This is a genomic window from Pseudomonas syringae, assembly GCF_001698815.1.
GTDB lineage: Bacteria > Pseudomonadota > Gammaproteobacteria > Pseudomonadales > Pseudomonadaceae > Aquipseudomonas > Aquipseudomonas syringae_A.
The window spans coordinates 178,406-198,392 of record NZ_LGSI01000051.1; the positions used below are offsets into that span (position 1 = coordinate 178,406).

16 protein-coding genes are annotated in these 19,987 nt (G+C 58.6%); 13 read left to right on the forward strand and 3 right to left on the reverse strand.

Translation table 11 applies throughout. The features are described 5' to 3' along the window. Positions 1 to 23: 23 nt before the first annotated feature. Together AFK24_RS18065 and AFK24_RS18070 are read left to right on the forward strand one after the other, a co-directional pair. The gene (locus tag AFK24_RS18065; RefSeq protein WP_065834517.1) at positions 24 to 491 is read left to right on the forward strand and encodes an Hsp20 family protein; all 468 of its coding nucleotides are present in this window, start codon (positions 24 to 26) and stop codon (positions 489 to 491) included. A 391-nt stretch (positions 492 to 882) separates the two neighbouring features. After that, positions 883 to 3,708 carry an Ig-like domain-containing protein gene (locus tag AFK24_RS18070; protein ID WP_065834518.1) on the forward strand — a complete coding sequence of 942 codons (2,826 nt, stop codon included), beginning with the start codon at positions 883 to 885 and terminating at the stop codon, positions 3,706 to 3,708. A 94-nt stretch (positions 3,709 to 3,802) separates the two neighbouring features. Here AFK24_RS18070 and AFK24_RS18075 read toward each other — a convergent pair whose 3' ends face one another. Next, positions 3,803 to 4,681: a LysR family transcriptional regulator gene (locus tag AFK24_RS18075; protein ID WP_065834519.1), complete on the reverse strand. Its 879-nt coding sequence runs from the start codon at positions 4,679 to 4,681 to the stop codon at positions 3,803 to 3,805. Between the two features lie 142 nt (positions 4,682 to 4,823). Between AFK24_RS18075 and leuC the strand changes: the two genes are divergently transcribed. From leuC to AFK24_RS18125, 10 genes are all read left to right on the forward strand, one after another. Next, on the forward strand, positions 4,824 to 6,248 hold the full coding sequence (leuC, locus tag AFK24_RS18080; protein WP_065834520.1) for a 3-isopropylmalate dehydratase large subunit: 1,425 nt from the start codon (positions 4,824 to 4,826) through the stop codon (positions 6,246 to 6,248). A 10-nt stretch (positions 6,249 to 6,258) separates the two neighbouring features. Then, a complete protein-coding gene (leuD, locus tag AFK24_RS18085) occupies positions 6,259 to 6,900 on the forward strand; it encodes a 3-isopropylmalate dehydratase small subunit (protein ID WP_065834521.1) in 642 nt (213 codons plus the stop codon). A gap of 152 nt (positions 6,901 to 7,052) precedes the next feature. Next, positions 7,053 to 7,817, forward strand: coding sequence for a class I SAM-dependent methyltransferase (locus AFK24_RS18090; RefSeq protein WP_065834522.1), 765 nt, complete (start codon positions 7,053 to 7,055; stop codon positions 7,815 to 7,817). A 51-nt stretch (positions 7,818 to 7,868) separates the two neighbouring features. Further along, on the forward strand, positions 7,869 to 8,951 hold the full coding sequence (leuB, locus tag AFK24_RS18095; protein ID WP_065834523.1) for a 3-isopropylmalate dehydrogenase: 1,083 nt from the start codon (positions 7,869 to 7,871) through the stop codon (positions 8,949 to 8,951). A 69-nt stretch (positions 8,952 to 9,020) separates the two neighbouring features. Continuing rightward, complete coding sequence (gene asd / locus AFK24_RS18100) at positions 9,021 to 10,133, forward strand: aspartate-semialdehyde dehydrogenase (RefSeq protein ID WP_065834524.1); 1,113 nt, start codon at positions 9,021 to 9,023, stop codon at positions 10,131 to 10,133. 462 nt (positions 10,134 to 10,595) lie between these two features. After that, positions 10,596 to 11,588 (forward strand): 2-dehydro-3-deoxygalactonokinase, encoded by a 993-nt coding sequence (locus AFK24_RS18105; protein WP_065834525.1) that lies wholly within the window; start codon positions 10,596 to 10,598, stop codon positions 11,586 to 11,588. Position 11,589: 1 nt separating this feature from the next. Continuing rightward, positions 11,590 to 12,222, forward strand: coding sequence for a 2-dehydro-3-deoxy-6-phosphogalactonate aldolase (locus AFK24_RS18110; RefSeq protein WP_065834526.1), 633 nt, complete (start codon positions 11,590 to 11,592; stop codon positions 12,220 to 12,222). A gap of 64 nt (positions 12,223 to 12,286) precedes the next feature. Next, entirely contained in the window at positions 12,287 to 13,435 is a 1,149-nt protein-coding gene (gene dgoD / locus AFK24_RS18115; protein ID WP_065834527.1) for a galactonate dehydratase, read from the forward strand. Positions 13,436 to 13,609: 174 nt separating this feature from the next. Continuing rightward, positions 13,610 to 14,920: an MFS transporter gene (locus AFK24_RS18120; RefSeq protein WP_065834528.1), complete on the forward strand. Its 1,311-nt coding sequence runs from the start codon at positions 13,610 to 13,612 to the stop codon at positions 14,918 to 14,920. Positions 14,921 to 14,985: 65 nt separating this feature from the next. Then, positions 14,986 to 15,798 (forward strand): IclR family transcriptional regulator, encoded by an 813-nt coding sequence (locus AFK24_RS18125; protein WP_065834529.1) that lies wholly within the window; start codon positions 14,986 to 14,988, stop codon positions 15,796 to 15,798. Between the two features lie 122 nt (positions 15,799 to 15,920). Here AFK24_RS18125 and AFK24_RS18130 read toward each other — a convergent pair whose 3' ends face one another. Next, entirely contained in the window at positions 15,921 to 16,973 is a 1,053-nt protein-coding gene (locus AFK24_RS18130) for an NAD(P)-dependent alcohol dehydrogenase (protein ID WP_065834530.1), read from the reverse strand. 182 nt (positions 16,974 to 17,155) lie between these two features. Here AFK24_RS18130 and AFK24_RS18135 point away from each other — a divergent pair, with 182 nt between their 5' ends. Next, positions 17,156 to 18,061 (forward strand): AraC family transcriptional regulator, encoded by a 906-nt coding sequence (locus tag AFK24_RS18135; RefSeq protein ID WP_065834531.1) that lies wholly within the window; start codon positions 17,156 to 17,158, stop codon positions 18,059 to 18,061. Between the two features lie 60 nt (positions 18,062 to 18,121). Here the strand turns inward: AFK24_RS18135 and AFK24_RS18140 are convergent, their stop codons facing one another. Next, on the reverse strand, positions 18,122 to 19,777 hold the full coding sequence (locus AFK24_RS18140) for an electron transfer flavoprotein-ubiquinone oxidoreductase (RefSeq protein WP_065834532.1): 1,656 nt from the start codon (positions 19,775 to 19,777) through the stop codon (positions 18,122 to 18,124). Between the last annotated feature and the right edge of the window lie 210 nt (positions 19,778 to 19,987).

Below are 19,987 nucleotides of genomic sequence, written 5' to 3' on the forward strand. Positions count from 1 at the left end.
TCGCTGATAACAGGAGAATGATCATGACTACTGCATTTTCTTTGGCACCACTGTTCCGCAGTTCCGTGGGCTTCGATCGTTTCAACGATCTGTTTGAATCGGCTGCCCGTAACGACAGCGCCAGCGGCTATCCACCTTACAACGTCGAAAAACTGGCCGAAGACAAATACCGCATCGTCATTGCGGTGGCCGGCTTCCAGGAGGAAGAACTCGACTTGCAGGTTGAGAAAGGCGTGCTGACCATTGCCGGCGGGAAACGTGACAACGGTGCGCAGAACCAGGAAAAGGACAACGTGACTTATCTGCATCAAGGCATCGCAGAGCGTGCGTTCAAACTGTCCTTCCGTCTTGCCGACCACATCGAGGTTCGCAATGCAGGGCTTGCCAACGGCCTGCTGACCATCGACCTGCTGCGGCAGATTCCTGAAGAAGCCAAGGCCAAACGCATCCCTATCAATGGGCAGCAGGTTTTGGAAAGCAACGGCAGTTGATTGATAGTGCAGTCGGGAAAGGCGCCTTCGGGCGCCTTTTTCAGTTGTGGTTTCAATTACCTGTCGAAGTTGATCTCGCCAATCCTCGGGCGTGGTGCGTTTTTTCGCCCGTCTGCGTCATGAGAACGTTTCGGATTTCAGCGCTATTGGGGTTTATCGCCGGGCGAAATTAACGGTTGAAGGGATATTCCAACGTTGTAATGCAGCGGTATCTATCGGGTGTATTCTTAACTCGTTGAACGGGTAGTTTCAGTCTGGATGACTACTTTATTGGTGACAGATTTATACAGTTTTCCGCTGGCTGTAATTAATAGTGTTTTGTTGATAAATCAGATTTCGTAGCTATTTCCGATGTCGTATCAAGGGTTGGCTTCAAATCAAGGAGGATGTAATGGCTGGGTTTCCTGTGGCAGTAAATGCTCCGAGTTTGCTCGTAGAGCTAATGGAAGTTAATTCTGTGGGTGGTGAAAGTTTAATCAGGCTGAGCAGGCTTGGTGACAGAAGTCTGGCGGCGATGGTGCCCGCTGCAACTATGGGTGTAGATGAGCGTGGCGCGCCTGTTGAGCGCAACAACTTTAATGATGGTGATGAAATTGATGTGTTATGGCGGGGGGTTGACAGTAAGGGTGTAGAAGTCAGCTGGTCCCAGGCGTTGAAAATTACCAATCGATCCCCTGCGCGGGCATTTGAATTTCAAGTGCCTTCCGATAAGGTTAAAGCGCTGGCGGGTAGTAAAGCTTTTTTTTCCTATCAGGTAACCCAAGGGCCCAATTCACAGGAGCCGGGGAAGATTCTGCATTCGCCTGTACTGGAAATATCCATCGATGGGCTCATCCTGGAAGCGCCTCAGGTAGTCGAGGCCGTGGGCGACTCGCTAGACCCGGAAAAACTTGGTGGCACCCAAGGCAATCGATTTGCTACGGTGACAGTTGATTATCCAGGAATGGCACTTGGCGATATCGTTGAAGTTTACCGTAATGGTAATCCGGTTGAAGATATTCCTATCAGCGATAGCAATCTGAGAAATCGACCATTGAAGTTTCAGTGGAAACAAGCCGATCTTGTTTCTCTTACCGGTGATGTCATGACGGTCCACTATGTAGTTTATCGAGGGCAACCCGAGCAGGCCTATATCTCAAAAGTTATCACTCTGCGTGTGGGACCTAGCCTGGTTGCATCACCGCCGTTCATCAATGAGGTCAAAGAGGGGCGCCTTGAGCCCGGCTCTTATACAGAAAAAGTTTTCGTTCATATCCCTCCTGCAGCAACGTTAGTGGGCGACATGGTCAATTTTTATTGGGTGGGTGCGGGAGAAGTCGGAAGTCTGCGAGATCGGTTGCCGGTGACTGCGCGTAACGTCAATGGCGATCTGAAATTTGACGTATATGAAAATGTTATCAGTCCAAATAGAAGGCGGTTGGTTAAAGTCTATTACACCATTACTCGTCTCATTAACGGGCGAACGGTCACCCTGCGATCACCAGATCTGAATTTTTTCGTGGGTACCGCCGAGGAGCAACAGGCATTTACTCAGTCCGGAGGACTTGGACTGATAGAGGTCAAGGAAGCTGCGGACGGGGTTCTGGATACAACTCCGGTCAAGGATGCAACGCTTGTTGTGCCGTTCGCCGCTACTCAGGTAGGCGATGAAGTCAGTGTCTACTGGCGGATTGAGGGGGAGCAGGACAGTCAGCTAATCGGTACGCAGGTTGTGACAGCGGAAAACGTCGACTCGGATCTGACTTTTACCGCCCCGGCCAGTTTGGTGGACAGCTCCGTCAATAAACGTGCATCGATCTATTACGTCATCAAGCGTCCGGGAGATCTCGAGCCCACTTATCTGGAATCGTCATACACGAATATCAGAGTAGGGCCGCTCACTGGCGATCAACTATTGCCGCCCAGAGTCATTGAAGCGAACGAGGATGACGAGCTCGACCCGATGCAGGCGCTGGATGGCGCGACGGTCGAAGTACCTGCATACCCGGCGATGGCGATCGGGGATCAGATCAAGGTTACCTGGGATGGCGGGCCAGGGCCCGGAACCGTCAGTATTCCTGTGACAGTCAGCAAGGTTGGCCCGCTTTCGGTCAAGGTCCCGGCCAGTGCGGTCGCTTACTCTGTGGACTACCGCGTTCTGGTGTCATATGAAGTCATTCGAGCTTCGCAATCCACAGTTATCTACTCACCCAGCCGGTTAATCCTCGAACTTGGTTTTTACGACGAAGAGTTGACTGTGCCGCGAATTACTCAGGCACCTAACAGCGTGCTGGATCTTTCCACTGCCGCTGACCCGATCAACGTCGTGATTGAGCGTTGGCCGCATATCGCTCCAGGACAAAGGGTCTGGCTGAGGCTCGAAGGGGTTGCCGCTGACGGTACCCCTTTGGTCGTAACCATCGCACATGCAACTGGCTTAAGTGATGCTGAGGTCCAGCGTAGCCTCAGCTTCACCAGTGCCAAAAGTGAGTTTGCTCGGCTCAAGAATGGCAGCCGTCTGAAGGTCGTGTTCAAAGTGGCATGGGATGGAGACGTCGATGAAACTGAAGCTCGCCTGTTTCCAGCGTATGAAGTCGAGATCAGGCAACCGGGTGCCCAGTCTGGGACTACGCTGAGTATCGCTTCACATGATCTCAATCTGGGCGGGTATTTCGCGCTGATTGATGACGCGTATCGTGCCAACCCCACCAGCAAATCGACTGCGATTCGCACTGCGACGGGTGGCCGCCCTCCATATCGCTATTCGTCCAGTAACCCTGTGGTTGCTCGGGTTGATGCCGGTTCGGGGAAAGTCAGCGCCCTGCGTAATGGCGTCGCGATTATTATGGTGACGGATCAGGATGGGGCGACGGTGACGTACCGGGTTATCGTTACCGGTGTCCATGCACTTGAGAAGATACCCGTAGGCTTCCATACCTATGAGGCGTGCAACAAGGACGCCAGGCAAAACGGGTTGCGAATTCCTACCCTGGACGAATGGAGAACGATGCGGACCCTGAGTGGCGGAAAGTTGAATCTTACTTATTTTGAAGGAAGTGGTGGAGCATGGGACCGAAGGGTGTGGACCTCCACTACAGATGGTTACCAGCGAGTGTCATTCTGGCCTGACGATGGTAGAGCCCAGTCGCTTGCTGATGAGAGTGTCTGGAAGGGCGAGTCTTATGGTCCCATCGGCCGGGCAGGTGAAACGGCCCATGGCTTCGGCCTCAGGAACTGAGCCGTATTCGCTCAGGCGCCCGGTCGAGGGCGCCTGGTGCTTTCCTGTCTGTAGGCATCGGTTGTCTTCAGCCTCGTCAGCTGTGACAGCGTATTCAGGATTCGCCGACCTGCCCATCCAACAACCCCATAAACGCCCGCGCCGCATTGGACAGCGTGCGTTCGGTATGCAGGATATACCCCAAATGCCGGGTCAGCTGGATGCCGGGCAGGGGAATGCGCGCAACTTGCTCATCGAGCATGGTGCGCGGCAATACACTCCACGCCAGGCCGATGGACACCATCATTTTGATGGTCTCGAGATAGTTGGTGCTCATGGCGATATCGGGTTTGAGGCCCTGGGCTTCGCAAAGGCCGCTGACGATGTGGTGGGTAAAGGTGTTGTTGCCGGGGAATACCGCCGGGTAGCGAACAATGTTTTCCAGCGTCATCGGGCCGCTGTTGGCCAGCGGATGTTCCGGTGCTGCAACAAAGTCCAGCGGGTCTTCCCAGACCGGCACGGCCTTGATCAGGTGGTGCGGATCAGGTGCGAGGGTGATCACCGCCAGCTCGGCGCGGCCGTGGAGAATTTCTTCGTAGGCCACTTCCGAATCGAGAAACTGAATATCCAGCGCCACCAGTGGGTACAGGCGGGTGAATTCCCTTAATAGAGGAGGAAGCCGATGCAGGCCGATGTGGTGGCTGGTGGCGAGCGTCAGGCGTCCGGTCACTTCGCCGGTGAGGTTAGTCAGCGCGCGGCGGGTGTCTTCCAGCACATCGATGATCTGATAAGCCCTTGGCAGCAAGGCTCGTCCCGCTTCGGTGAGGCTGACTTCGCGGCCCAGCCGATCAAACAGACGCACATTGAGCTGCTGCTCCAGACCGGCGATACGCTTGCTGATCGCAGGTTGGGTCAAGTGCAAGCGTTCGCCGGCGCCCGAGAAACTGCCGGTTTCAGCAATGGCGATAAACGCGTTCAGGTTGGCCAGATCCATTGTCAGATTCCAGTTGGTTATCCAAAGCATGAAAAATATGAATTTGAGTTATTTAAGCATATTCCATAGCATGTCCGCACAAGCTAAAGGGTCATCGAGTCGATTGCCCAAAGCATAGAAATACGCTGATGAGGATGTGCCAATGACCGGCAAAACGCTGTACGACAAGCTCTGGGAAGCCCACGAAGTCAAGCGACGGGACGATGGCTCGTCGCTGATTTATATCGATCGTCACATCATCCACGAAGTGACTTCGCCGCAAGCCTTCGAAGGTCTGCGCCTGGCCGGGCGCAAGCCATGGCGGATTGATGCCAACATCGCGACCCCGGACCACAACGTACCGACGACCCCTGAGCGCAAAGGCGGTATCGAAGCCATTGCCGATCAGGTTTCCCGCTTGCAGGTTCAGACCCTGGACGACAACTGCGATGAATATGGCATCACCGAATTCAAGATGAATGACGTGCGCCAGGGCATCGTTCACGTGATCGGTCCGGAGCAGGGCGCAACCTTGCCGGGCATGACCGTGGTCTGTGGCGACTCGCACACCTCGACCCACGGCGCGTTTGGCGCGCTGGCCCACGGCATCGGCACTTCCGAGGTTGAGCACGTGCTCGCCACCCAGTGTCTGGTCGCCAAGAAAATGAAGAACATGCTGGTGTCGGTCGAAGGCAAGCTGCCATTCGGCGTGACGGCCAAAGACATCGTCCTGGCGGTGATCGGCAAGATCGGCACCGCTGGCGGCAATGGCCACGCCATTGAATTTGCCGGCAGCGCGATCCGCGATCTGTCGGTGGAAGGGCGCATGACCATCTGCAACATGTCCATCGAAGCCGGTGCGCGTGTCGGCCTTGTGGCTACCGATGAAAAGACCGTTGCCTACGTCAAGGGTCGTCCTTTCGCACCCAAAGGCGAGCAATGGGACATGGCGGTTGAAGCCTGGAAAGACCTGGTTTCCGACGCCGATGCGCACTTCGACACTGTGGTAACCCTCGACGCGACCCAGATCAAGCCGCAAGTCAGCTGGGGCACGTCCCCGGAAATGGTCCTTGCTGTCGATCAGAACGTCCCGGACCCGGCCAAGGAAGCGGATCTGGTCAAGCGCGACTCCATCGAGCGTGCTTTGAAATACATGGGCCTCAAGGCCAATCAGGCGATCACCGATATCCAGCTGGATCGCGTGTTCATCGGTTCCTGCACCAACTCGCGGATCGAAGACTTGCGCGCAGCGGCGGATATCGCCAAAGGCCGCAAAGTCGCTTCGACCATCAAGCAAGCGATCGTCGTGCCGGGTTCAGGTCTGGTCAAGGCGCAAGCCGAGAAGGAAGGTCTGGACAAGATCTTCATCGAGGCGGGTTTCGAATGGCGTGAACCGGGCTGCTCGATGTGCCTGGCGATGAACCCGGATCGCCTGGAAAGCGGCGAACACTGCGCTTCCACGTCGAACCGCAACTTCGAAGGTCGTCAAGGCGCCGGTGGCCGCACGCACCTGGTCAGCCCGGCGATGGCCGCCGCCGCCGCCGTGAATGGTCGTTTCGTCGACGTCCGTGACTTGATTCAGCACTGAGGAGCCCAGCATGAAAGCCTTTACACAGCACACCGGCCTTGTCGCTCCTCTGGATCGTGCCAACGTCGATACCGACCAGATCATTCCCAAGCAGTTCTTGAAGTCGATCAAACGCACGGGTTTTGGCCCAAACCTGTTCGATGAATGGCGTTACCTGGATGTCGGGCAACCGTATCAGGACAACTCCAAGCGTCCGCTGAACCCGGATTTCGTGCTCAATGACGCGCGTTATCAAGGCGCCAGCGTATTGCTGGCCCGGGAAAACTTCGGCTGCGGCTCTAGCCGCGAGCACGCGCCGTGGGCGCTGGAAGAATATGGTTTCTGCGCGATCATTGCGCCGAGCTTTGCCGACATCTTCTTCAACAACAGCTTCAAGAACGGCCTGTTGCCGATCATTCTCGACGAAGCCGATGTAGATGAACTGTTCCAGCAGGTGGAAGCCACTCCCGGCTACCAGCTCAACGTTGATCTGGCCACGCAAACCGTGACGCGCCCGGATGGCAAGGTCTTGAGCTTCGAGATCGATGCGTTCCGCAAGCACTGCCTGCTCGAAGGCCTGGACGACATCGGCCTGACGCTCAAGGACGGCGAGGCAATTGCCACCTTTGAGAGCAAGCACCGCGCCAGCCAGCCGTGGTTGTTTCGCGGCTGATAAAGCTACGTAACCGTTGGAGCGAGCGGGCGGCGTTCCGACTTGCCCGCGAATTGATCTGTCAGGCGATATAGTCATCTCCTGACCCACCGCCTTCGCGGGCAAGCCTCGCTCCAACGGGGAATATCCAGATTTTTCTTGGGAAGCAGCCAATGACCAGCACCGTCCACACGCAAGTCGTACAACGTCAATTCGGTGAACAGGCCGCGGCCTATCTGAGCAGTGCCGTACACGCTCAGGGCACTGAGTTCGCGCTGCTACAGGCGCAAGTGGCGGGGCGCAGCGATGCGCGGGTGTTGGACCTGGGTTGCGGCGCTGGCCATGTGAGCTTTCATGTCGCCCCGGCGGTTGGCGAAGTGGTAGCGTATGACCTTTCGCAGCAAATGCTCGATGTGGTCGCCGCTGCTGCACAGGATCGCGGGCTGAGCAATATCAGCACCGTGTGCGGCGCGGCGGAGCGTTTGCCGTTCGCGGACGGTGAGTTCGACTTCGTGTTCAGCCGCTATTCGGCGCATCACTGGAGCGATCTTGGCCTGGCCTTGCGGGAAGTGCGCCGGGTACTGAAACCGGGCGGTGTGGCAGCGTTCATCGATGTCATGTCGCCGGGCAGCCCGCTGCTGGACACTTATTTGCAGACCGTCGAAGTGCTGCGCGATACCAGTCACGTGCGGGATTACTCGGCAGGTGAATGGCTGCGACAGGTCAGCGAAGCTGGCTTGTTCACCCGCAGTCACAGCCGTCAGCGTCTGCACCTGGAATACAGTTCGTGGGTTGAGCGCATGCGCACGCCGCAAGCCCTGCGCGTGGCGATTCGCGAGTTGCAGCAGGCGATGGGCGCCGAAGTGCGCGAGTATTTCGAGATTGCCGCCGACGGTTCATTCAGTACCGATGTGCTGGTTTTGTGGGCCGAACGCTAGTTTTCATAGCGGCGCTGATGCACAGCGCCGCAATAAAAATTTGAGGATGTTATGAGCAAGCAGATTCTGATTCTCCCAGGTGATGGCATTGGTCCGGAAATCATGACCGAAGCGGTCAAGGTGCTGGAACTCGCCAATGAAAAGTATCAGCTGGGTTTTGAACTCAGCCACGACGTGATCGGCGGCGCGGCCATCGACAAGCATGGCGTGCCGCTGGCCGACGAAACCCTGGATCGCGCCCGTGCTGCCGATGCCGTATTGCTTGGCGCGGTGGGCGGCCCGAAATGGGACACCATCGAGCGTGACATCCGTCCGGAACGCGGTCTGCTGAAGATTCGTGCGCAACTGGGCCTGTTCGGCAACCTGCGTCCGGCCATCCTGTATCCGCAACTGGCTGAAGCATCGAGCCTCAAAGCCGAGATCGTTGCGGGGCTGGATATCCTGATCGTTCGCGAATTGACCGGCGGCATCTACTTCGGCGCGCCACGCGGCACCCGCGTGTTGGAAAACGGCGAGCGTCAGGCTTACGACACGCTGCCGTACAGCGAAAGCGAAATCCGTCGCATCGCCCGCGTCGGTTTCGACATGGCGCGTGTGCGCGGCAAGAAGCTGTGCTCGGTGGACAAGGCCAACGTACTTGCCTCCAGCCAGCTGTGGCGCGAAGTGGTTGAGCAGGTGGCCAAGGATTATCCTGACGTCGAACTGAGCCACATGTACGTCGACAATGCCGCCATGCAACTGGTGCGCGCGCCGAAGCAATTCGACGTGATCGTCACCGACAACCTGTTCGGCGACATTCTGTCCGACGAAGCTTCGATGCTCACCGGTTCCATCGGCATGCTGCCGTCCGCTTCGCTGGACGCCAACAATAAAGGTATGTACGAGCCGTGCCACGGTTCGGCCCCGGACATCGCTGGACAAGGCATTGCCAACCCGTTGGCGACTATCCTGTCGGTCTCGATGATGCTGCGTTACAGCTTCAACCAGACCGTTGCCGCCGATGCCATCGAGAAGGCCGTGAGCCTGGTGCTGGATCAAGGCTTGCGCACCGGTGATATCTGGTCGGCAGGTAATGCCAAAGTCGGTACGCAGGAAATGGGCGATGCGGTAGTCGCCGCGCTGCGCAATCTGTAATATCTCGGGTCCGCTGCGACTTTCGACATCGAAAGCAGCGGCCCACTTTTTGTAAAGGGTGTAGTTGCGATGAAACGTGTAGGTCTGATCGGTTGGCGCGGCATGGTCGGTTCCGTGCTCATGCAGCGGATGCTGGAAGAGCAGGATTTTGACCTGATCGAGCCGGTATTCTTCACCACCTCCAACGTCGGTGGCCAAGGCCCTGCCGTGGGCAAGGACGTTGCGCCGCTCAAGGATGCCTACAGCATCGATGAGCTCAAAACCCTTGACGTGATTCTGACCTGCCAGGGCGGCGACTACACCAATGAGGTGTTCCCGAAACTGCGCGAGGCCGGTTGGCAGGGTTACTGGATCGACGCCGCATCCAGCCTGCGCATGCAGGACGATGCCGTGATCGTGCTCGATCCGGTGAACCGCAAGGTCATTGATCAGCAACTCGACGCGGGCACCAGGAATTACATCGGCGGCAACTGCACGGTCAGCCTGATGCTGATGGGCCTGGGCGGGCTGTTCGAAGCCGGTCTGGTTGAGTGGATGAACGCCATGACCTATCAGGCGGCTTCCGGTGCCGGCGCGCAGAACATGCGTGAGCTGATCAAGCAGATGGGCGCCACCCACGCGGCAGTCGCCGACGAGCTGGCCAACCCGTCCAGCGCGATTCTGGACATCGACCGCAAGGTCGCTGCAGCCATGCGCAGCGATGCGTTCCCGACGGAAAATTTCGGCGTGCCATTGGCTGGCAGCCTGATCCCGTGGATCGACAAGGAATTGCCGAACGGCCAGAGCCGTGAAGAATGGAAAGGCCAGGCCGAGACCAACAAGATTCTGGGTCGCTTCAAGAGCCCGATTCCGGTCGATGGCATCTGCGTGCGTATCGGTTCGATGCGCTGCCACAGCCAGGCGCTGACCATCAAGCTGAACAAGGATGTGCCAATCGCCGACATCGAAGGTTTGATCAGCCAGCACAACCCTTGGGTCAAACTGGTGCCGAACCATCGTGAAGCCAGCATCCAGGAACTCAGCCCGACTGCCGTCACTGGCACCATGAGCATTCCGGTGGGTCGTCTGCGCAAGCTGAACATGGGTTCGCAATACCTGGGCGCATTCACCGTTGGCGACCAGCTGTTGTGGGGCGCTGCCGAGCCGTTGCGTCGCATGCTGCGAATTCTGCTGGAGCGTTGATCCGTTGCTTGCAGCGTTGATGTGAAAAGCCGCCCTTCGAGGCGGCTTTTTTTTGCGCGTTATCCCGTCCTTTGTGGGAGAGGACTTGTCCTCGAAGCGGCCGGTTGGGCCATCTTGATCTACCTGTAAAACCCATTGCCTGCGCCGCCGCTTCGGGGACAAGTCCCCTCCTACCAAAGCAACGCGTACTGTGGGAGGTTCCGCCCCGTCTTCGACGCCGCGCTGTCGCACAGCAAACACCGGCACCCGTTGGAGCGAGGCTTGCCCGCGAATCGGCCGTAGGAGCGACTTTAGTCGCGAGAGCGCCAATTGCCCTCCCGGCTAAAGCCGGTCCTACAGCAAGCCTTGCTCCGGCAATCAACAATCCCTAAATATGGGATGTGAAATTACATATTGAGATTTACCAACTGATCGGCTTATAGTCGCTGCGCACTCACTGCTCAAAAAATAATAGGTGAAGCGATGCAGGCGCAATTGATCGCGCTCGATTGGGGAACAACCTCACTTCGTGCTTATCGACTCGGCGAACACGGCCGGGTTCTGGAACAGCGCTCCTTGAGCGCGGGCATCATGCAACTGCCCAGCACACCGCGGCTGATTGCTGGTGTGATGTGCAACGACGGTTTTGAACTGGCGCTGGATGAAGCCTGTGGTGACTGGCTCGACGCCCAGCCCGATCTGCCGGTGATCGCCTGCGGCATGGTCGGCAGCGCCCAGGGTTGGCGCGAGGCGGCTTATCGCGAGACGCCCGCCAGCGTCGCTGGTCTCAGCTCGGCGCTGCAAACTGTGCGCAGCCAGCGTGGCGTAGACATCCACATCATCCCCGGGGTTTTGCAGCGTTCGACCTTGCCCAATGTCATGCGTGGCGAAGAAACCCAGGTGCTCGGCGTCCTCGCGGCGCTGCCCGAGGCGGAAACCCGCAAACCCTTGCTGATCGGTCTGCCCGGCAGCCATTCGAAATGGGTGCAGGCGGCTGACGGCTGCATTGTCCACTTCGACACCTTCATGACCGGCGAGGTCTTCGCTGCGCTGAGCGCTCACACGATCCTCGGCCGCACCATGCAGCGCAGCGATGCTTTCGACGAGGCCGCGTTCGATCGTGGCGTATCCGTTGCGCTGTCCGCCGACGGCGCAGCAGGGCCGCTGTCGACTATCTTCAGTTGCCGCACGCTTGGCCTGACCGGCCAGCTGTCCCCGGCGGCGCAGCCTGATTATCTGTCGGGCTTGCTGATCGGGCATGAGCTGGCGACCCTTGCCGGCTTGCAACGCAATCTTCATGAGGTACTCCCCGCCGTCATCCTGATTGGCGGCGAGCAACTTTGCCTGCGTTATGGCCGCGCCCTGAAGGCCTGCGGATTTCTTCACGTGACGGTGGCCGAACAAGCCACCGAGCGCGGTTTATGGCAAGTAGCGGTCAAGGCCGGCTTGCTCGCATCCACTCAAGCAGAGGTTTGAAATGCTCAAGCAAGCGCTGGTCCAGAACGGTCTGATCGCTATCCTTCGTGGTTTGCGTCCCGAAGAGGCGCCCGCCATTGGCGACGTGTTGTATCAGGCCGGTTTCCGCGTCATCGAAGTACCGCTCAATTCCCCACAGCCCTACGACAGCATCCGTCTGTTGCGCCAAAGCCTGCCCGCCGATTGCCTGATTGGCGCGGGCACGGTGTTGACGCCGGAGCAAGTCGAGCTGGTGAAAGAGGCGGGCGGTCAGGTGATCGTCATGCCGCACAGCGACGCCAAGGTCCTGCGTGCCGCCAAGGCTGCCGGGCTGTTCCTTTCACCCGGCGTGGCCACGCCGACCGAAGCCTTTGCCGCGCTGGCCGAAGGCGCTGACGTACTCAAATTGTTCCCGGCCGAGCAAATGAGCCCGGCGGTGGTCAAGGCCTGGCTCGCGGTTCTACCAGCAGGCACCGCGCTGATCCCGGTGGGTGGCATCAGCCCCGACAACATGAAAGTCTTCCTCGATGCCGGCGTCAAAGGCTTCGGCCTGGGCTCGGGGTTATTCAAACCCGGCATGAGCGCGGAAGACGTCGCCGAGCGGGCCAAGGCTTATGTCGCGGCCTGGACGCAGCTGACTGCCGCCGCTAATTGAACTGATCGACCGTTGAACTGATCGGCGCACGAGACGCCCACTTCAAACAAGAGAAATCGCACCCATGAAAATCACCAAACTCACGACTTTTATCGTTCCGCCGCGCTGGTGTTTCCTGAAAATTGAAACCGACCAGGGCATCACCGGCTGGGGCGAGCCCGTGGTTGAAGGCCGCGCGCATACCGTTGCGGCGGCTGTCGAAGAACTTTCCGATTATCTGATCGGCAAGGATCCGCGCAACATCGAAGATATCTGGACCGTGCTGTATCGCGGCGGCTTCTATCGTGGCGGCGCCATCCACATGAGCGCCCTGGCCGGCATCGATCAGGCGCTGTGGGACATCAAGGGCAAGCATCTGGGCGTGTCGGTCAGCGACCTGCTAGGCGGCCAGGTGCGGGACAAGATTCGTGTCTATTCGTGGATCGGTGGTGATCGACCTGCCGACACCGCCCGCGCCGCGAAAGAAGCGGTGGCGCGTGGTTTCACGGCGATCAAGATGAACGGCACCGAAGAGCTGCAATTCCTCGACACCTTTGACAAGGTTGACCTCGCCCTGGCCAACGTTGCTGCGGTGCGCGATGCGGTCGGGCCGAACGTCGGCATTGGTGTGGATTTCCATGGCCGGGTGCACAAACCTATGGCCAAGGTGCTGATGAAAGAGCTGGACCCGTACAAGCTGATGTTCATCGAAGAACCCGTGCTCAGCGAAAACTACGAAGCCCTCAAAGAGCTGGCGCCTCTGACCAGCACGCCGATTGCTCTGGGCGAGCGGCTGTTCTCGCGCTGGGACTTCAAGCGCGTGTTGAGCGAAGGCTACGTCGACATCATCCAGCCGGATGCGTCCCACGCCGGCGGCATCACCGAAACCCGCAAGATCGCCAACATGGCCGAAGCCTACGACGTGGCCCTGGCGCTGCATTGTCCGCTCGGCCCGATTGCCCTGGCGGCGTGCCTGCAACTGGATGCGGTCTGCTACAACGCGTTCATTCAGGAGCAAAGCCTGGGCATTCACTACAACGAGAGCAATGACCTGCTGGATTACATCAAGAATCCCGAGGTGTTCGACTACGACAAAGGCATGGTGAAGATCCCCAACGGCCCGGGCCTGGGCATCGAGATCAACGAGGAATACGTCAAGGAACGCGCCGCCATCGGCCACCGCTGGCGCAACCCGATCTGGCGCCATGCCGATGGGAGTTTTGCGGAGTGGTGATGGACATGCGTCCACCGGCAATCCCGTAGGACTGGCTTTAGCCGGGAGAGCGGTATTTCTGACGTAGCAGATGCAGCGCATGTTGCGGCGTCCTCCCGGCTAAAGCCGGTCCTACGAGTACTCGCTAGTCAACATTACCTCATGACCTCAATAAACATAAAAAGAGGCACTTCCATGCAAACCCGAATCCTTGAGGGCGCGGCGTCTTTAGTGACGCCGACCCGCAAACGCTACTTCATCATGGTGCTGCTGTTCATCACCGTGGTGATCAACTATCTGGACCGCAGCAACCTGTCGATTGCCGCGCCGGCGCTGACCAGCGAACTGGGTATTGATCCGATTCACGTCGGGCTGATCTTCTCGGCGTTCGGCTGGACTTACGCCGCCATGCAATTGCCCGGTGGCTGGCTGGTTGACCGGGTTCCGCCGCGCATCCTCTACACCGCAGCGCTGCTGCTCTGGTCCATTGCCACCATCATGCTGGGCTTTGCCGCCAGCTTCATCGCGCTGTTCGTGCTGCGCATGGCCGTCGGCGCGCTGGAAGCCCCGGCCTATCCGATCAACAGTCGCGTGGTCACCACCTGGTTCCCGGAACGCGAGCGCGCCACGGCGATTGGTTTCTATACGTCCGGGCAGTTTGTCGGTTTGGCATTCCTGACTCCGGTATTGGCCTGGCTGCAGGCGACTTACGGCTGGCACATGGTCTTCGTCAGTACCGGCGCAATCGGCGTGATCTGGGCGGCGATCTGGTACATGGTCTATCGCGAGCCACGTGACTTCAAAGGCGTCAACGAAGCGGAAATCCAGCTGATTCGCGAAGGTGGCGGGCTGGTGGATATTCAGGCCGATACCGAGAAAAGCAAACGCGGCTTCAGCTGGCTGGACTTGGGCATCGTGCTCACCAAACGCAAGCTGTGGGGCATTTATCTGGGGCAATTCTGCCTCAACTCGACGCTGTGGTTCTTCCTCACCTGGTTCCCGACTTACCTCGTGAAGTACCGGGGCATGGATTTCATCAAGTCCGGGCTGCTGGCTTCGTTGCCGTTTCTCGCCGCGTTCGTCGGTGTGCTGTGCTCCGGATTTTTCTCGGACTGGCTGATTCGTCGGGGTCACACCGTGGGCTTCGCGCGCAAGCTGCCGATCATTGCCGGCTTGTTGATTTCCACGTCGATCATTGGCGCTAACTTCGTCGACTCGACGCCGCTGGTGATCGCGTTTCTGGCATTGGCGTTCTTCGGCAACGGGCTGGCCTCGATCACTTGGTCGCTGGTGTCGACCCTGGCTCCGGCGCGGCTTTTGGGATTGACCGGCGGCACCTTCAACTTCATCGGCAACCTGTCTGCAATCGCCACACCTATCGTGATCGGCTTCCTGGTATCCGGGGACTCCTTCGCACCGGCCATCACCTATATCTCTGTGCTGGCACTGATCGGGGCGCTGTCCTACATCCTGTTGGTGGGTAAGGTTGAGCGGATCGAAATTTGATCACTGGCATGCACAAGAGCTGGCGACGATAATGCCGCCAGCTTTCTGATCTTATAAGGCCTGATATGCAGCCAGTTTCCGACCATCCTGCAACCAGCAGCGCCACGAAGGATTCGGCGCCCACCGGCACGCAAACCCTGCTGCGCGGGCTGGGCGTCATCCAGGCCGTTGCCGGCGGCGCGCGTGACCTCAAGGAAATTGCCCGGCAGATCGGCACGACGCGCAGCACGACCCATCGCCTGGCGAGTTGCCTGGTGGAGGAGCGTTATCTGCGGGTGCTGCCACAAGTGGGTTATCTGCTCGGCCCCAAGCTCATCGAACTGGGTTTTCAGGCGCGCGAAGAAGTGCCGCTGGCCATGCTGGCGCGACCGTATCTGGATGAGCTTTCGGAGTTGACCGGCGATACCGTGCATCTGGCGGTTCGCGATGACGACGAGGTGCTGTACCTGCACAAGAATCCGGGACGCAACGGCCCGGAAATGCGTTCGCGGGTCGGCCACCGTATGCCGTTGTTCCGCACCGGCATCGGCAAGGCGTTATTGCTCGACAGTGCCGAATCCGAATGGCAACGCCTGTATGCCATCAGCCTGCCAGTGGGTGGCAAGAATCCACTTTGGCCAGCGCATCAGGAGCAGTCGTGGGAAGAGTTGCGTCAGCGCATGCGCGAGTACGTGCAAGGCGGTTATGCCTTCGACCTGGAAGACAACGAGCCGTCGATCCGCTGTGTGGCGGCACCGATTCGCGATGCCAGCAAGCAGATCATTGCCGGTATCAGTATTGCCAGCACCGTGCCTTACATGCCGCTGGAGAAAATGGCCGATCTGGTCCCGCTGATCAAGCAGACCGCGGCGCGACTGTCTGCTGAACTTGGGGGGTAGCGTGTTCTACGGCTGAGGGTAACTGTAGGACCGAATTTATTCGGGAGGGCTCTGGTAGAGACAATGACGCTCTATCGTCTGAATAATCCACTCCCGAATGAATTCGGTCCTACAAAAGCGCCTTAAGCCTTCAACGTCGCCATATCAATCACGAAGCGATACTTCACGTCGCCTTTGACGACCCGCTCGAACGCCTCGTTGATGTTCTGGATATCCAGCATCTCGATGTCGCAGGTGATGTCGTGTTCTGCGCAGAAATCCAGCACTTCCTGGGTTTCCGCCATGCCGCCAATCATTGAACCGGCCAGCACGCGACGCTTCATGACCAGATTGACTGCGTGCAGCGGCGGATTGACCGGCTCGATCAGGCCCACCAGGATGTGCACGCCGTCAAAGCGCAGGGTTTCCAGGTACGGGTTCAGATCGTGCTGTACTGGAATGGTGTCCAGCAGGAAGTCGAAGTGACCGGCTGCTGCCTTCATCTGCGCGTCGTCTGTGGAAATGATCACATGATCAGCGCCTTGACGACGACCTTCCTCAGCCTTGCTCGCCGAGCGGGTGAACAAGGTGACTTCAGCGCCCATGGCCTTGGCGAATTTGATGCCCATGTGGCCCAGGCCACCCATGCCCAAAACGCCCACTTTATGCCCGGCTTTGACGCCGAAGTGCTTGAGTGGCGAATAGGTGGTGATGCCGGCGCACAGAATCGGCGCGGCGGCGGCCGGATCCAGTTTCTCCGGGATGCTCACGACAAAGCGATCACTGACCACGATGCTGTTGGAATAGCCACCCATGGTTAGGGTGCCATCGATGCGATCCTTGGAAGCGTAAGTCTGGGTCGGGCCTTCCAGGCAGTAATTCTCCAGATCGGCTTTACAGGCTTCGCAGGTGCGGCACGAATCGACCATGCAGCCAACGCCGACCAGCTGGCCGACTTTGAACTTGCTGACGTCAGCGCCGACGGCAGTGACTTTACCGACGATTTCATGGCCGGGCATTAACGGGTAGGCAGCAAAGCCCCATTCGTTGCGGGCCTGGTGGATGTCGGAGTGGCAGACGCCGCAGAACAGAATTTCAATAGCGACGTCATCCGGCCGAGGGCTGCGACGTTCGAAATTCATGGGGGCGAGCGGGGCGGTAGCCGATTGGGCGGCATAGCCGATGGCTTTGATCATGGATGAACCTCACAAAAAAGGTGGCGGGTAAAGATGTGGGGCATTGTCCGGGCGTGCAGCCATGACGACCATGGTCATTCCTGCGCAATTCATGCCTAATCCTCCGGAACTGGCCTGCCTCCAACCTGCATGCAATAGAGATCTGCGATGATGCAAGTGTCTAATCCTCTGCTCGGTGTCTCATGTCGTTAGCCCATCATTCCGATGCCAATGCCGCCCTTGTCGCCCTGATCAAACCCCTGGCGACGCGCGCAGGTTTTGTGTCGACGCTGTTGCCGGAGGTGCACGTGGTGTCGATGCACAGCTATGTGGCCAGCAGCCCGCAAATCTACGAGCCGAGCCTGATGATCATCGCCCAAGGCGGCAAACTGGCCAGCCTGGGCTCGCGCACGCTGGACTATGGCGCAGGTCATTATCTGGTGCAGGCGCTTTCGGTGCCGTTCATGTGCGAGACCTTCGCGACGCCGCAAGCGCCGTTGTTCGGCGTGTCGGTGGCGATCGATCGAGTGATGCTCGGTGAGCTGGTGCAAGCCATAGGCACGACGCCGGATCTGATCGTCGAGGCCCAGACACCGGAGTCCATGACTTCAGCCGTGCTGGATTCACCGATGCGTGAGAGTGTGGAGCGCTTGTTGCGCTGCCTGCACGATCCCCTTGAGTGTCAGGTGATGGGCCAGTCGCGGCTGCGCGAGGTTCTGTATGCGGCGCTGCGTGGGCCGCAGGCCGGTGTGCTGCGGGCGCTGGTGGCCCAGCAGAGTCATTTCGCCCGTGTCGCCGCTTCCCTGGCCTATCTGCACAGTCATTATGACGAGCCGCTGAATGTCGACATCCTGGCCCGCCAGGCGAACATGAGCGCTTCCACGTTCCATGAGTATTTCAAGCGCAGCACCTTGCTGTCGCCAGTTCAGTATCTGAAGCGCCTGCGCTTGCTCAAGGCGCAACAGATGCTGGTCGCCGAAGGCCTGGGTGTCGCGCAGGTTGCACATCGCGTGGGCTATCAAAGCACCTCGCAGTTCAGCCGCGAATACAAACGGTACTTCAACCGCAGCCCGGGCGAAGAGGGCATCAGCCTGAGAATTCCTGCCTGACGAGCGTGCACAAAAAAGCCCCCGAAGGGGCTTTCTGGTTTTCAGCTAGCAGCGACTCAATTACATGTTCGGGTAAGTCGGGCCGCCGCTGCCTTCAGGTGCTACCCAGGTAATGTTCTGGGAAGGGTCCTTGATGTCGCAGGTCTTGCAGTGCACGCAGTTCTGGGCGTTGATCTGGAAGCGCTTCTCGCCGTCTTCCTTGGTCACCACTTCATAAACGCCCGCCGGGCAGTAACGCTGGGCCGGTTCGTCGTACAGAGGCAGGTTGGTACCGATGGGAATGCTCGGATCGGTCAGCTTCAAGTGGCAAGGCTGCTCCTCTTCGTGGTTGGTACCGGAGATGAACACCGAGCTGAGCTTATCGAAACTGAGCTTGCCGTCGGGTTTCGGGTAGTCGATCTTCTTCGAGTCGGCCGCGAGCTTCATGCAGGCGTAATCCGGCTGGGTGTCGTGCAGGGTAAACGGCAGCTTGCCGCCGAAGAAGTTCTGATCGAGGAAGTTGAACGCACCGCCCATGATCGCGCCGTATTTGTGCAGCGCCGGGCCAAAGTTGCGGCTGGCGAACAGCTCTTCGTACAGCCAGCTGGACTTGAACGACTCCACGTATGCGTGCAGCTCGTCGCCACCTTCCTTACCAGCCAGCAGCGCCTCGGCCACCGAGTCAGCAGCGAGCATGCCGGACTTCATGGCGGTATGGCTGCCTTTGATCTTGGCGAAGTTCAGGGTGCCCAGGTCGCAGCCAATCAGTGCGCCGCCGGGGAAAACCATTTTCGGAAGGGAATTCAGGCCACCTTTACAGATCGCACGTGCGCCGTAGCTGATGCGCTTGCCGCCTTCCAGGTACTGCTTGACCACCGGGTGATGCTTGTAGCGCTGGAACTCGTCGAACGGCGACAGGTACGGATTGCTGTAGGACAGATCGATGATCAAACCGACCACCACCTGATTGTTTTCCAGGTGATAAAGGAAGGAACCGCCCATGTTGTCGTCATCAAGCGGCCAGCCGGCGGTGTGCACCACAAGGCCTGGCTCATGCTTGGCCGGGTCGACTTCCCAGATTTCCTTAAGGCCGATGCCGTAATGCTGGGTATCGCCTTCGGTGTCGAGGTTGAAACGCTTGATCAGTTGCTTGCCGATATGGCCACGGCAACCTTCGGCGAATAGCGTGTACTTGCCGCGCAGTTCCATGCCGGGGGTGAAGAGGCCTTCTTTCGGATGGCCTTCACGGTCCACGCCCAGATCACCGGTAATGATCCCGCGCACTACGCCGTTCTCGTCGAACAATGCTTCCTGGGCAGCGAAGCCCGGATAGATTTCCACGCCCAGATTTTCAGCCTGCTGGGCCAGCCAGCGGCACAGATTACCCAGGGAGATGATGTAGTTGCCATCGTTGTGCATGGTCTTGGGCACGAAGAAGTTCGGGACCTTGACCGAATTTTCGGCGCTGCGCAGGACATAAATATCATCGCGGGTGACCGGGGTATTCAGCGGTGCGCCGAGTTCCTTCCAGTCCGGGAACAGTTCGTTCAGGGCGCGGGGTTCGAACACCGCGCCGGACAAAATGTGCGCGCCCACTTCGGAGCCTTTTTCGACTACGCAGACGCTGATTTCCTGACCGGCTTCGGCGGCCTTCTGCTTCAGGCGGCACGCGGCAGAAAGCCCGGCCGGGCCGGCGCCGACGATGACTACGTCGAATTCCATAAATTCGCGTTCCACAGGCTATCTCCTACTCAAGGCTCATCAGTATTTTTTTATAGGCAGCGTACAAACCGACGTGCGGAGGCATTCACTGCCTGCTCGCCATCAAATGCGGCGCATTATATCTACACCACCCGACAGGTCCAATACAAACGTTTGTTTGAATTATCCGCAGGCCAGACAAATCATGGTCGCGCGGCTTATCACTGGCAGTTTTGTCGTATTGAC

Excerpts from the sequence above, each read along its gene's own strand:
- leuB (WP_065834523.1), top strand. The coding sequence starts at position 7,869 with ATGAGCAAGCAGATTCTGATTCTCCCAGGTGATGGCATTGGTCCGGAA.
- AFK24_RS18135 (WP_065834531.1), top strand. The coding sequence starts at position 17,156 with ATGTCGTTAGCCCATCATTCCGATGCCAATGCCGCCCTTGTCGCCCTG.
- dgoD (WP_065834527.1), top strand. The coding sequence starts at position 12,287 with ATGAAAATCACCAAACTCACGACTTTTATCGTTCCGCCGCGCTGGTGT.
- AFK24_RS18120 (WP_065834528.1), top strand. The coding sequence starts at position 13,610 with ATGCAAACCCGAATCCTTGAGGGCGCGGCGTCTTTAGTGACGCCGACC.
- AFK24_RS18070 (WP_065834518.1), top strand. The coding sequence starts at position 883 with ATGGCTGGGTTTCCTGTGGCAGTAAATGCTCCGAGTTTGCTCGTAGAG.
- AFK24_RS18065 (WP_065834517.1), top strand. The coding sequence starts at position 24 with ATGACTACTGCATTTTCTTTGGCACCACTGTTCCGCAGTTCCGTGGGC.
- leuC (WP_065834520.1), top strand. The coding sequence starts at position 4,824 with ATGACCGGCAAAACGCTGTACGACAAGCTCTGGGAAGCCCACGAAGTC.
- AFK24_RS18105 (WP_065834525.1), top strand. The coding sequence starts at position 10,596 with ATGCAGGCGCAATTGATCGCGCTCGATTGGGGAACAACCTCACTTCGT.
- AFK24_RS18110 (WP_065834526.1), top strand. The coding sequence starts at position 11,590 with ATGCTCAAGCAAGCGCTGGTCCAGAACGGTCTGATCGCTATCCTTCGT.
- leuD (WP_065834521.1), top strand. The coding sequence starts at position 6,259 with ATGAAAGCCTTTACACAGCACACCGGCCTTGTCGCTCCTCTGGATCGT.
- AFK24_RS18130 (WP_065834530.1), bottom strand. The coding sequence starts at position 16,973 with ATGATCAAAGCCATCGGCTATGCCGCCCAATCGGCTACCGCCCCGCTC.
- AFK24_RS18075 (WP_065834519.1), bottom strand. The coding sequence starts at position 4,681 with ATGGATCTGGCCAACCTGAACGCGTTTATCGCCATTGCTGAAACCGGC.
- asd (WP_065834524.1), top strand. The coding sequence starts at position 9,021 with ATGAAACGTGTAGGTCTGATCGGTTGGCGCGGCATGGTCGGTTCCGTG.
- AFK24_RS18090 (WP_065834522.1), top strand. The coding sequence starts at position 7,053 with ATGACCAGCACCGTCCACACGCAAGTCGTACAACGTCAATTCGGTGAA.
- AFK24_RS18125 (WP_065834529.1), top strand. The coding sequence starts at position 14,986 with ATGCAGCCAGTTTCCGACCATCCTGCAACCAGCAGCGCCACGAAGGAT.